Here is a 12,743-nt window from a genome sequence, read left to right as displayed (position 1 = left end):
TGGCTTGTGCGGTTTGCCGGAAGAAGGTGCTCATGAGAAATCCCCTAAATGTCTTGGTGGGAATTTAGGGGATTTTGGGGAATTTTGCAAAGGTCTCAAAAGGAGAAGAAATATTACAAACAGCTGTTCCGTTAATTGAGCAAATCGATGAGTTATTTTTCGGAAAGTTGGATAACGACGAAGAACAATTTAAGCATTTTCTTGTTAGATTAAACAAAGAATAAGAATATTATTTATGTAGTTGTCAATTTTGATAGCTCCATACTATATTTGAAACTCAAAAATAGAGCATAGCTATAGAACAGAAATTTATTCAAGAGAATTATTTACACCAAAGTATTAGAAGTCCTCTGTTTTTATTTTCAAAAAGTAAAACAGAGAACATAAATGGTTGGCTCTTGAAAGCAATGTGTAAAAATTTTACGTTAATATTGTAAAATATAATGATACAATTACTCTGTTATCGGGGTTATTTTTACGTATTTTTAAGGAAGTTATCAATATTTGATTGCAACAAGTTGAAATAATTAGAGTTTTATTTTTTCATTCTTTCTTTATATAGAAACAACCGTTCTGAATTTTACGGTCGGACATCCTCGCGGAGGGAAATGATAAAGGACGGAGAAGCCTTAAACCTTACGGGGCAGGGTTTCTCTTTTTTGCATTTGTGCCGGCTTGTTGCCGCCCCTTGCGTTGGGCGGAACGTTGCGATTGCGCCGTTCGGGCGTTTTGGGGCAGTGATGCCTGCCGCATGTCCCCGCTGTTTTCAGACGGTATAGTGGATTAACAAAAATCAGGACAAGGCGACGAAGCCGCAGACAGTACAAATAGTACGGAACCGATTCACTTGGTGCTTCAGCACCTTAGAGAATCGTTCTCTTTGAGCTAAGGCGAGGCAACGCCGTACTGGTTTTTGTTAATCCACTATATTTTAAAATTCAGGCGGTGTTTCCAAATAGCGTGAAGCAATAGCCGGGCTTCAGCCGGTTTGTTTGAAACCAAAGGTTTGGAATCAAACGCCAAACGCTTGAACCATTATTGCCCGATGCGGCAAACCGGCATCGTCCGGCAATACGGTTGTTTAAAAATAGGAAAATCAGGATGGAAAACCAAAGGCCGCTCTTAGGCTTCGCGTTGGCACTTTTGGCGGCGATGACGTGGGGAACGCTGCCGATTGCCGTGCGGCAGGTATTGAAGTTTGTCGATGCGCCGACGCTGGTGTGGGTGCGTTTTACCGTGGCGGCGGCGGTATTGTTTGTTTTGCTGGCATTGGGCGGGCGGCTGCCGAAGCGGCGGGATTTTTCTTGGCGGTCATTCAGGCTGCTGTTGCTCGGCGTGGCGGGCATTTCGGCAAACTTTGTGCTGATTGCCCAAGGGCTGCATTATATTTCGCCGACCACGACGCAGGTTTTGTGGCAGATTTCGCCGTTTACGATGATTGTTGTCGGCGTATTGCTGTTTAAAGACCGGATGACTGCCGCGCAGAAAATCGGTTTGGTTTTGCTGCTTGTCGGTTTGCTTATGTTTTTTAACGATAAATTCGGCGAATTGTCGGGTTTGGGCGCGTATGCGAAGGGCGTGTTGCTGTGCGCGGCAGGCAGTATGGTCTGGGTGTGTTATGCCGTGGCGCAAAAGCTGCTGTCGGCGCAATTCGGGCCGCAACAGATTCTGCTGTTGATTTATGCGGCAAGTGCCGCCGTGTTCCTGCCGTTTGCCGAACCGGCACACATCGGAAGTTTGGACGGTACGTTGGCATGGGTTTGTTTTGCGTATTGCTGCTTGAATACGTTAATCGGTTACGGCTCGTTCGGCGAGGCGTTGAAACATTGGGAGGCTTCCAAAGTCAGCGTGGTAACAACCTTGCTCCCCGTGTTTACCGTAATATTTTCTTTGCTCGGGCATTATGTGATGCCTGATACTTTTGCCGCGCCGGATATGAACGGTTTGGGTTATGCAGGCGCACTGGTCGTGGTCGGGGGCGCGGTTACGGCGGCGGTGGGGGACAGGCTGTTCAAACGCCGCTAGTTTGCAGGCAACGGAAAATGCCGTCTGAACGAGGCTTCAGACGGCATTTTTATTTGAGGGAAGGATTAGCGCGGATGAACCATATCGGCGGGAACGACCAGTTCGTCAAACTCTTCGCCCGTCAACAAGCCCAACTCGATGGCGGTTTCGCGCAACGATTTGTCGTTTTTGTAGGCGGTTTTGGCGACCTTGGCGGCGTTTTCGTAGCCGATTTTGCGGTTTAACGCAGTAACCAGCATCAGGGAATGGTGCAGGAAATAGTCGATTTTTTCCGGCACGGGTTCGATGCCGACGGCGCAGTGTTCGTTGAAGCTGTTGCACGCGTCGCCCAAGAGGCGGATGGATTGTAAGAGGTTGTAGGCGATAACGGGCATATAGACGTTCAGCTCGAAATTGCCCGACGCGCCCGCCATGCCGATGGTAACGTCGTTGCCGAACACTTGGCAGCACACCATGGTCATCGCTTCGCATTGGGTCGGGTTGACTTTGCCCGGCATGATGGAAGAACCCGGCTCGTTTTCGGGGATTTTGATTTCGCCCAAACCGCAGCGCGGGCCGCTTGCCAGCCAGCGGATGTCGTTGGCGATTTTGTTCAGGCTTGCCGCCAGCGTTTTCAATGCGCCCGAAGCGGCAACGGCGGCATCGCGTCCGCCCAAGGCTTCAAATTTGTTCGGCGCGCTGACAAACGGCAGGCCGGACAATTCGGCGAGTTTGGCGGCGGCTTTTTCGGCGTATTCGGGATGGCTGTTCAACCCCGTACCGACTGCCGTGCCGCCCAAGGCGAGTTCGTACAAACCTTTGAGCGCGTCGTTCAGACGGCCTAAGCCGTGGTCGAGTTGGGAAACGTAGCCGGAAAACTCTTGTCCTAAAGTCAGCGGCGTCGCGTCCTGCAAATGGGTGCGGCCGATTTTGACGATAGGGGCGAAAGCTTGGGCTTTTTTGTCCAATGTATCGCGCAAGGCTTGGACAGCGGGGATGAGGTGGCGGTTGATTTCAATCGCGGCGGCGACGTGGATGGCGGTCGGGAACGCGTCGTTGGTCGATTGCGCGTGGTTCACATGGTCGTTGGGATGGACGGGCTGGTACGCCGCCAAACCCGTACCGGCGATTTCGTTGGCGCGGTTCGCCAGCACTTCGTTCATGTTCATATTGGACTGAGTGCCGGAGCCGGTCTGCCAAACCACTAAGGGGAACTGCCCGTCGAGCTTGCCGTTCAACACGTCGTCCGCCGCCTGCGTAATCAAATCTGCCTGCTCGGGTTTAATCCTGCCGAGGGAAACATTGGTGGCGGCGGCGGCTTTTTTCACCAACGCCAAAGCATAAATCAGCGGCTGCGGCAGGGTTTCGCCGCCGATTTTGAAATTGTTGCGGCTGCGCTGGGTCTGCGCGCCCCAATAGGCTTCGGACGGGACTTCGACATTGCCCATCGTGTCGTGTTCGGTGCGGGTGTTCATACGTTTCTCCTTTTGAAATATGAATAAGAGTGATTCGCAAATATTATAATGGAGATTGGCGGAATGAGAAAGCATCAAGGCGGGAGGGCAAAAAAAATGCCGTCTGAAAAGCGTTCAGACGGCATTTGATGCGACGGCTGCGGTTTACAGCACGGATTTCACCGTATCGGCCACATTGTCCACGGTAAAGCCGAATTCTTTGAAGAGTAAGTCGGCAGGGGCGGATTCGCCGAAGCGGTTGATGCCGACGACTGCGCCGTTCAGCCCGACATATTTGTACCAGCCGTCGGCGTGGCCGGCTTCTACGGCGATGCGCGGCAGGCCTTCGGGCAGGACGGCGGCTTGATAGGCGGCGTCTTGTCGGTCGAAGACGTTGGTGGACGGCATGGAAACGACGCGCACGGCGATGTTTTGTGCGGCGAGGGCTTTTTGCGCTTCCAAAGCCAGCTCGACTTCGGAACCGGTGGCAATGATGACGGCTTGGGCGTTGCCCCGGGCTTCGCTGATGACGTAGCCGCCGCGTTTGATGTCGTTCAGTTGTTGCTCATCACGCGCTTGAAATTTCAGGTTTTGACGGCTGAAAATCAGGCAGGACGGATGATCGGCGGCTTTGACGGCTTCTGCCCAAGCCACCAAGGATTCGGCGGTGTCGCACGGCCGCCATACGTCCATATTCGGAATCAGGCGCAGGGTGGCGGTCTGCTCAATCGGCTGATGGGTCGGTCCGTCTTCGCCTAAACCGATGGAATCGTGGGTAAACACAAATACAGGGTTGATTTTCATCAGTGCCGCCATACGCAGGGCGTTGCGCTCGTATTCGCTGAACATCAGGAAAGTTGCGCCGAAGGGTTTTACGCCGCCGTGCAATACCAAGCCGTTCATAATCGCGCCCATACCGAACTCGCGCACGCCGTAGTGGATGTAGTTGCCGCCTTTGTCGCGGGTAACGGAGACGCTGTTTGACCAGTCGGTCAGGTTGGACGGGGTCAGGTCGGCAGAACCGCCCACCAGTTCGGGCAGCTCTTTTGCCAAGATTTCGATGCTGTTTTGGCTGGCTTTTCGGGTGGCGACGGTTTCGGCTTTGGCGCACACTTCTTTCAATGCCGTCTGAACGTATCCGTCAAAGTTTTCCGGCAGCTTTTTATCCATACGGCGCACGAATTCTGCGGCTTCGGCAGGATATTTGGCTTGGTATTGCGCGAACAGTTCGTTCCATTCCGCTTCCAGTTTCGCGCCTTTTTCTTTGGCATTCCACGCATCGTAAATTTCTTGCGGGATTTCAAACGCAGGATATGCCCAACCCAAATGTTTGCGCGTGGCTTCGATTTCGTCCGCACCCAAAGGCGCGCCGTGGGTTTTGTGGCTGCCTTCTTTGTTGGCGCTGCCTTTGCCGATTAAGGTTTTGCAGCAGATGATGGACGGTTTGCCGGTTTCGGCGCGGGCGGCTTCGACAGCGGCTTGAATGGCGGCGGTGTCATGACCGTTTACGTTGGGAACGACGTGCCATCCGTAGCTTTCAAAGCGTTGCGGGATGTTTTCGGTAAACCAGCCGTCCACTTTGCCGTCGATGGAAATATTGTTGTCATCATATAAAACAATCAGTTTGCCCAAGCCCAAAGTGCCGGCGAGCGAACAGGCTTCGTGCGATACGCCTTCCATCAGGCAGCCGTCGCCCATGAAGACGTAGGTGTAATGATCGACGATGTTCAAACCGTCTTTATTGAATTCGGCGGCCAGGATTTTTTCCGCCAATGCCATACCCACCGCGTTGGCAATGCCTTGTCCCAACGGACCGGTCGTGGTTTCCACGCCGTCGGTGTAGCCGTATTCGGGGTGTCCCGGGGTTTTGCTGTGCAGTTGGCGGAAGTTTTTCAAGTCTTCAATGCTCAGATTGTAGCCGGTCAGGTGCAGCAGGCTGTACAACAGCATGGACGCGTGGCCGTTGGAGAGGACGAAGCGGTCGCGGTTGTAGAATTTGGGGTTGGCGGGGTTGTGATTGAGGAATTTCGTCCACAATGTTTCCGCCATTTCCGCCATACCCATAGGCGCGCCGGGGTGGCCGGAGTTTGCTTTTTGAACGGCATCGGCCGAGAGGAAGCGGATTGCGTTTGCCAGTTGAGACATTTTGTATTTTCCTTGCTGGTGTTTTGGATAAGTGGATAATCGGAAGGCGTTGATTATCGCCCGATTCGCTTATGCTTTCAAGGAAAGGGCGGACGCGGGGGAAGTCGGCGGCAGGGGGCGGGCGGGGAAGGGTTTTCGATTTGCGGGCGAAGCCTGCCATTATTCCTTTTGAAATAAAGCGTTATAGATTGTTTGCCGGATTGTTGATAGCGTTTGTTTATGAGCCTGCGCCGACGGTTCTGCCGATATGGGGGTGTCGGTTTTTTTAGTCTTTGTTTTTTAACCGTATTCGGATTTTGTTCGGGCGGTACGGAAAAATCCGGGCGTTTTGATGCGGATGGGAAATGTATTCGCCACATACATCCGGACGGCGCATAAAGTTGTACAATAGCGGAAATATATTTTGGGAAAAACGGATTTTCTCAAAACTTGAAACACAACGCCTTAAAAAACAAAAAAAATGCCGTCTGAAAAGCAAACGGCGGCGGTAACGGGCAAACCATCAATCAAAAATCTAAGGAATGCAGAATGACCACGGAAAACCAACCCGGCAATCCGGAATCCGGAATCGGCACGTCCGAACAAACAAAAGCCGCGCCGAAAGCGAAAAAAACATTCGATCCGCGTGCCAGCGTGATTCAAATTCATCCCGAAGGCGAACGCATCCATCCCAAAAAGGCGGAAGGGCGGTTCGCCAAACTGCGTATCGCCGCCGTATTGGCGACGCAGTTTGTGTTTTACGTCATTCCGTGGTTCAACTGGAGTGGCAGGCAGGCTGTTGTTTTCAATATCCCCGAACGGCATTTCTTCATTTTCGGATTGTCGTTGGGGATGGGCGATTTGATTTACCTTGCCCTGCTGCTGATGATTTGCGCCTTCGGGTTGTTTTGGTGGACGACGATTGCAGGACGACTGTGGTGCGGCTATTCCTGCCCGCAAACGGTTTACACCGAAATTATGCTGTGGATCGACAACCTGGTCGAAGGCGACCGCAACAAACGGCTGAAGCTGGAAAAATCGCCGTGGAATTTCACCAAAATCCGCATCAAAGCCACGAAATACCTGCTGATTTTCCTTGTCTGCGCGTGGACGGGCATCACGTTTGCCGGCTGGTTTGTCCCTATCCGCCGGTTCGTTCCCGATTTATTCACCGGAGCAGCAGGCGGCGGCGCGGTGTTTGCCGCAGCGTTTTACGGCTTTATGACCTTCTTCTTCGCCCACATTATGCGCGAAAAAGTGTGCCTGCATATGTGTCCGTACGCACGTTTCCAAAGCGCGATGTTCGACAAGGACACGCTGATTGTTTCTTATGACGCGGAACGCGGCGAACCGCGCGGCGCGCGCAAGAAAACGGTCAACAAGGAAGAGGCGGGTTTGGGCGACTGCATCAACTGCGCGATGTGCGTCCAAGTCTGCCCCGTCGGCATCGACATCCGCAACGGACTGCAATACCAATGTATCGGCTGCGCCGCCTGTATCGACGCGTGCGATGAGATTATGGACAAAATGGGCTATCCGCGCGGATTAATCCGTTATACGACCGAAAGCGCGCTGGAACACGAATATTCTGAAAAAGACATTAAAAAACGGCTGCTCAGACCGCGCGTGGCAGGTTACGGCGCGGTGTTGGCAGTGGTTGTCGCCGCCTTCCTAGTCGGTTTGTCCACGCGTAAAATGGTCGAAGTCGATATTTTGAAAGACCGTGGCGTAATGGTGCGCGAAAACGCCAAAGGCTGGCTGGAAAACGCATACAGCCTGCGTATCATCAACAACAGCGAAAAAGAACAGTTGGTTAGCGCAAGTGTCAAAGGCTTTGACGAAATCGCCCTGACCGGGCTGCCCGAAGGCGGTATCAAGGTTGCCCCGCGCGAAACGGTAACCCTTCCCGTCCAAGTGTCCACCATTCCGGAATACGCGGACAAAGGCAGCCACCCTATCGAATTTACTTTCCAATACCGCGAAAGCGGCGCGCCCGACGGCAAGCCGGTCGTCTTGGAAGAAGATGCAACCTTTATCGGAGAATAACCGTGTCTCAAAACACTCCAATCAAACCTTGGTACAAACACGTCTGGCCGTGGGTCTTGATGGCGGGGCCGATTTTTGTCGTCATTGCCAGCGTCGCTATGTTTTTTGTCGCGCAGCAGCACGCGACAGATTTGGTTACGGACGATTATTATAAAGACGGCAAGCATATCGACATCCAGCTTCATCGGGATGAAGAAGCCGTCAGACGGCATATCGGGGTGCAGGTTCTCATTTCCCCCGATATGAATGCGGCAAAAGTGTTTGTCGGCGGCGAGTTTGACGGGAATCAGCCGTTGAAGCTGCTGCTGATGCATCCGACCCGCAAGGCGGACGATCAAACCGTCGCCCTCAAGCCTGTCGGCAGCGCGCAGAACGGCAGGGCGGAATATGAGGCGGTGTTCAAAACCCTTCCGCCGACCAACCACTGGTATGTGCGCGTGGAGGACGCGGCAGGCGTGTGGCGCGTCGAGAACAAATGGATTACCAGCCAAGGCAATGCGGTCGATTTGACTCCGATGGACAAGCTGTTCAATAATGCCGGGGGCAAATAAAAAGCCGTGTTTTCATTGCATTGGTTTGTTATATGCAATGTCGGGCAGGCATTGTTTGATTATTCGGCGTGATGGTCTGATTTGTCGGACGAAAATAAATGTATCTCATCCCATTTATTTTTCAACACTATTCCGGAACACAACCTGAAAAACGCCGTTTGAAAGCCCTTCAGACGGCATTTGTGTTGTATGCCCGACATAATGCGGAAGGCGTTTTGTTCACATATAGTGGATTAAATTTAAACCAGTACGGCGTTGCCTCGCCTTGCCGTACTATTTGTACTGTCTGCGGCTTCGTCGCCTTGTCCTGATTTAAATTTAATCCACTATAAAAACGTTTTTTATTTCTCTCCGTTTTTTCAACACTATTCCGGAACACAACCTGAAAAACGCCGTCTGAAAGGCTTTCAGACGGCGTTTTGTTTGCAAATCAGATCCTACCTGATGTCAGCGTCCGAGCGTTGCAACAGGTTCGCTCCCCGTCAGCAGATATTGTATCGTCTCGCGGACGGTGCGGATGGCATTGCCGAAGGGGAGAGGGTCTTTACCCCTGAAAAACAGGCCTTTATCTACTTCTCCACGAAATGCGGCGGCAAGCTGGATGTCGATACAGAACTGTCCTGCTTTAGAGAGTCCGTCGCGCAGGCCGCAGCTGGTCAGGCAGTTTAAACCTTGGGTACAGCGGCGCGGGTCGGCTTTGGCGTTTGCCTGAAGTTTGCTTTCACGCTTGATGTAGCTGTCTAGGAATTTGGTACGTACGCCGCGTGCCGGCAAACCGGCAACAGACATAAATTCGACTACTTTTTCAGTTTCCGCACCGGCGAGCGTTTTTTTGAAGTTGAGGTGCGCATCTCCTTCTTCGGTAACGGCAAAAGCCGTACCGATTTGAACGGCGGAGGCTCCCCAGTTCTTTAGGGCGGTTTTGACTTTTTCAAAATTTGCCATGCCTCCCGCAAGAATAAGCGGGATTTTTTCGCCCTCCAGCCCCAAATTTTTAAACACTTCAAACGTTTCTTCGATGACGCGTTTGAAATCGAATTTGGCATCGTTTACGCCTTCGACGGTTGATGCGCCCAGATGCCCTGCCGCATGGGCAGGATGTTCGACTACAATCGCATCGGGCAAGATGCCTTTTTTCATCCAACGTTTCAAGACGATATTAATACCGCGCGATTCGGATAGAATCGGCAGCAGGGCAACATCTTTATGATAGCCCTCGGTCATTTCCGGCAGGTCTAAAGGCAGGCCGGCACCCATCACGACTGCATCCGCCCCTGATTCGCAAGCCTGGCGGACATACGCGGCGTGGTCTTTGACCGCCTTCATCACGTTGACCGCAATCAGTCCTTTTCCCTCTGAAGCACTTTTGGCTTTTTGGATTTCCCTGTCCAATGCGGTACAGTTCAAAGACGTATATTTCTCTTCACTCGGATTGATTTGGGATTCGGCGAGCAGGTCTTCGTGAAGGTGGCGTAAATCCACACTGGCAATCGTTCCGATACCGTTTTCACGTGCCACCGCGCTGGATAAACCCGATGCGGAAACACCGACCCCCATACCGCCTTGCACGATGGGGATAAGGGATTTTCCACGAATAATCAAAGGGTCAAAAATATTCTGCATCAGTTTCTCCGAGTATACGAATCAGTCAGGCTCATGAAAAATGGTTCTAACTGTTTTAGAACCATTGCTCAAATTTGATATTATACTCTAAATATCGCGGCGGTAAACAAGAAAGCAGCCGGAGCTTCGGGCATATGCCGTTACGCCTGTTTCGATCGGGAGAGAAAATATTAAATTTGATGATGGCATAAAAAAGCCCTTACCAGTTGCTGTCAAAGGGGATTGTTAAGAAAAGTAATGCCACGTTGATGGGGTGCAATATATCAGACGTTTCAATCGGACAAAATGTTGAACGGACACCGCATCCGGTTATGGGATATCGGTTTGCACGGCATGCTTCGCTTTCGTTATATGGCTCACTGGGATAGAGCTTGGGTGAGAGGATGTTTAGGGTTGAGATGGTGGGCATAGTTTAGAGGGGGATAAAACAAAAAAGGTAAGTGTAAGTGGTTTTAAGGCTGCCTGAAAGCGGATTAACAGCGAAAAAGAGAACGCGTGAGTGCGAGCACCCACGCTTGCTATCAGACAGACTGGCTATGCTTGTTATATATCTATATGGTTATATAGATATATAATTTTTTCACTCCATTCATTTGATTGTAGGGTATCTGTATCTTCAGCAATATACAAACCAATATCTTTTGACCAGAATGCATAAGTTTGTTGAATTATATTTATATTCTTCAGATAATTAAAATCTGAGAAAGCACCATCAAACATGCATATTATAGCTATTGGATTAAGCTGATTGATATTTAGTATTTCATCTTTAATTACATTAAATAAATCAATATTTTTGGAATATAAAAAATAAGATTCTGTTAAAAAAATATCATATTTCCACTCATTATTTTCAAGAATATATTTTTCAGATTTAATGCAACGTGATCTAGATTCCCATTGCTTTATATTTTCATGATTTCTGTCTTCTTTTAAAAAAATACCATAACACAATATAGAAAACTGGTCAGTACCATAATTTTTTAAAAAATCTATTATTTTCATTTAGTTACCACTAATTAGGTTTAATTGATTATTATCTGGAAAGGTTTGAATATACTTTGATTGCGTTTGAGATTCCGATGAAGGGGATAGGTAAAGATATGGTAATGAGTTGCCGAGACAATAAAAAATCCCTGAGAATAATCTCAGGGATTGGGAATTTGGCACGCCCACGGGGAATCGAACCCCGGTTACCGCCGTGAAAGGGCGATGTCCTAACCGCTAGACGATGGGCGCATATTGTATTTTCTTACTGGCGCACCCGGAGCGATTCGAACGCCCGACCCTCTGGTTCGTAGCCAGATACTCTATCCAACTGAGCTACGGGTGCGCTGCAAGAAAGATTTGAATTTTAGGGTAATCATCGGATTCTGTCAATTGTTTTGTTGGATGAAATGCCTTAAAAGTGTAAAATATCGGTTTGTTGTTTGAATTTAAAGAGAATAAAATGATTGTTGCTTCTCGCTGGCCCTTGCTGGAAAAGGTATTTTTACGGTTTGGAATGCCTGTTGCCGTGGTTGATTTGGAATCGACGGGCGGCAATCTGTATGAAGACAGGGTAACCGAAGTGGCTTTGGTCAAGTTTGAGCGGGGAAGGGCGGAGAGGTATGAATGGCTGGTCAATCCTCAAAAACCGATTCCGCAGTTTGTGGCGGAGCTGACGGGGATTTCAGACGGCATGGTTGCCGATGCACCTGTTTTTGCAGAGATTGCTGGCGAGTTGTTTTCGGTATTGAAGGGGTGTGTGTTGATTGCACATAACAGCCGTTTCGACTATACGTTTTTAAAGCATGAGTTTCATCGTGCGGGTATCGGATTTTCATCGCCTGCCTTGTGCAGTGTGCAGCTTTCGCGTCGGCTGTATCCGCAGTTTTACAAGCACAGCCTGGACAGCATTATCGATAGGGTGGGGATTGTTGCGGAAAGCCGGCATCGTGCGATGGCGGATGTGTCGGCGTTGTGCGATTATTTGGAATACAGTCTGTCGGAATATGATACTGACGAGTGGTGCAGGCAGTGTTTCCGTTTGATGAATCCGAAACCGCTGCCTGCCGCGCTGCCCGAACGGTTGAGGGAACAGTTGTACGGTTTGCCTGACGGTATGGGGGTGCTTGCCTGTTTCGACGGCGGAGGGAAAGTAAATTACATCGGTACGTTTGAACGGGTATATAGCGAGGTTTCGGCTTTATTGGATTCCGGAAAAGCCCCGTTTGATTGGTGCAATACGGAGGAAGTCCGTTTTTTTCCCGCATTGGGCAGCCTGCATGCATATAAGATTAAAGCGGAATTGGTCGGGCGTTATCATTCGGGTTGTTATGTATCTGCCAAAAATCTGCTTAAAACATTTACGACCGTCAGGTTTGAAAAAGGTTCAGACGGCATGTTGAATGCGAAAACAGCGGCTTTGAAAAACGGTGTGACGGATAATCCGCCTACCGGATTATTTGCCAATAAAAAGGCGGCGAGACGGGCTTTGTCGTCGTGGGCGGAAACATACGGATTGTGTCCTGCCGCGGCCGGTATCCTTCCGGACGGTTATGTAGAGGATGAACCTTGTCCCGTATATGTTTCAGGCCGATGCGATGAGGCGTGCGGCCGTTCTGACGAACAGGTTTTGGCGTTTGCACACAAACTGCCTGTTTTGGATTGGGGAAAAATGCATGAGGTGGAAATTACCGAAACCGATCCTTTAACGGGGGAAAAAGTTGTTCTGCATGGAATGGGCGGCGCATTGGAAATGGATGATGGGCTTTGGTATTTCGATAAAGATTTACCAGATGTGTTTAAGGCGAAGTTTAAAACGGACAGGAAAAATATTAAGGAAATCGGTTAAATCGATACCGGTTGGTGAAAGTCGGTAAGTATATAAACAGCCGTCACCGTATCGATTGCCTAATCGGTTTGGGTTGGAATGTGTTACCGTTTGCAGGTAATGTGT

The 12,743-nt window shown here is 50.2% G+C and carries 9 protein-coding genes, 2 tRNA genes and 1 pseudogene; 5 read left to right on the top strand and 7 right to left on the bottom strand.

Annotated features, from left to right (window positions below; translation table 11 throughout):
* The first annotated feature begins 1,101 nt into the window (after positions 1-1,101).
* A complete protein-coding gene (locus Q3O06_RS05190) occupies positions 1,102-2,025 on the top strand; it encodes a DMT family transporter (RefSeq protein WP_301817977.1) in 924 nt (307 codons plus the stop codon).
* Positions 2,026-2,090: 65 nt separating this feature from the next.
* On the opposite strand, the gene fumC is transcribed toward Q3O06_RS05190, so the two are convergent.
* Both fumC and tkt read right to left on the bottom strand, forming a co-directional pair.
* On the bottom strand, positions 2,091-3,479 hold the full coding sequence (gene fumC, locus Q3O06_RS05185; RefSeq protein WP_301817976.1) for a class II fumarate hydratase: 1,389 nt from the start codon (positions 3,477-3,479) through the stop codon (positions 2,091-2,093).
* A 144-nt stretch (positions 3,480-3,623) separates the two neighbouring features.
* Positions 3,624-5,603: a transketolase gene (gene tkt, locus Q3O06_RS05180; RefSeq protein ID WP_301817975.1), complete on the bottom strand. Its 1,980-nt coding sequence runs from the start codon at positions 5,601-5,603 to the stop codon at positions 3,624-3,626.
* Positions 5,604-6,131: 528 nt separating this feature from the next.
* Here tkt and ccoG point away from each other — a divergent pair.
* The 3 genes from ccoG to Q3O06_RS11170 all read left to right on the top strand — a co-directional run bounded on the left by ccoG (position 6,132) and on the right by Q3O06_RS11170 (position 8,490).
* Positions 6,132-7,628 carry a cytochrome c oxidase accessory protein CcoG gene (gene ccoG / locus Q3O06_RS05175; RefSeq protein WP_301817974.1) on the top strand — a complete coding sequence of 499 codons (1,497 nt, stop codon included), beginning with the start codon at positions 6,132-6,134 and terminating at the stop codon, positions 7,626-7,628.
* 2 nt (positions 7,629-7,630) lie between these two features.
* Positions 7,631-8,179 carry a FixH family protein gene (locus tag Q3O06_RS05170; RefSeq protein ID WP_301817973.1) on the top strand — a complete coding sequence of 183 codons (549 nt, stop codon included), beginning with the start codon at positions 7,631-7,633 and terminating at the stop codon, positions 8,177-8,179.
* A gap of 98 nt (positions 8,180-8,277) precedes the next feature.
* Positions 8,278-8,490, top strand: coding sequence for a hypothetical protein (locus tag Q3O06_RS11170; protein WP_373323495.1), 213 nt, complete (start codon positions 8,278-8,280; stop codon positions 8,488-8,490).
* On the opposite strand, the pseudogene Q3O06_RS05165 reads toward Q3O06_RS11170, so the two are convergent.
* From Q3O06_RS05165 to Q3O06_RS05145, 5 genes and pseudogenes are all read right to left on the bottom strand, one after another.
* A pseudogene (locus Q3O06_RS05165) lies at positions 8,400-8,582 on the bottom strand (IS5/IS1182 family transposase); the annotation flags it as partial. The gene Q3O06_RS11170 and the pseudogene Q3O06_RS05165 sit on opposite strands and share 91 nt — an antisense overlap.
* A 44-nt stretch (positions 8,583-8,626) precedes the next feature.
* Positions 8,627-9,802, bottom strand: a complete 1,176-nt coding sequence (locus tag Q3O06_RS05160; protein WP_301817972.1) for an NAD(P)H-dependent flavin oxidoreductase — start codon at positions 9,800-9,802, stop codon at positions 8,627-8,629.
* A gap of 543 nt (positions 9,803-10,345) precedes the next feature.
* Positions 10,346-10,807, bottom strand: coding sequence for a hypothetical protein (locus Q3O06_RS05155; RefSeq protein ID WP_301817971.1), 462 nt, complete (start codon positions 10,805-10,807; stop codon positions 10,346-10,348).
* A gap of 159 nt (positions 10,808-10,966) precedes the next feature.
* Positions 10,967-11,041: transfer RNA gene (locus tag Q3O06_RS05150), tRNA-Glu, on the bottom strand.
* Positions 11,042-11,058: 17 nt separating this feature from the next.
* Positions 11,059-11,135, bottom strand: a tRNA-Arg gene (locus Q3O06_RS05145).
* 117 nt (positions 11,136-11,252) lie between these two features.
* Between Q3O06_RS05145 and Q3O06_RS05140 the strand changes: the two genes are divergently transcribed.
* Complete coding sequence (locus Q3O06_RS05140; RefSeq protein WP_301817970.1) at positions 11,253-12,638, top strand: 3'-5' exonuclease; 1,386 nt, start codon at positions 11,253-11,255, stop codon at positions 12,636-12,638.
* Positions 12,639-12,743 lie beyond the last annotated feature (105 nt).

The sequence above is a fragment of the Neisseria maigaei genome (assembly GCF_958267405.1).
In the GTDB taxonomy this organism is placed as follows: domain Bacteria; phylum Pseudomonadota; class Gammaproteobacteria; order Burkholderiales; family Neisseriaceae; genus Neisseria; species Neisseria bergeri.
Note: the sequence above shows the minus strand (reverse complement) of the source record. Positions and strands in the feature narration are given on the sequence as shown.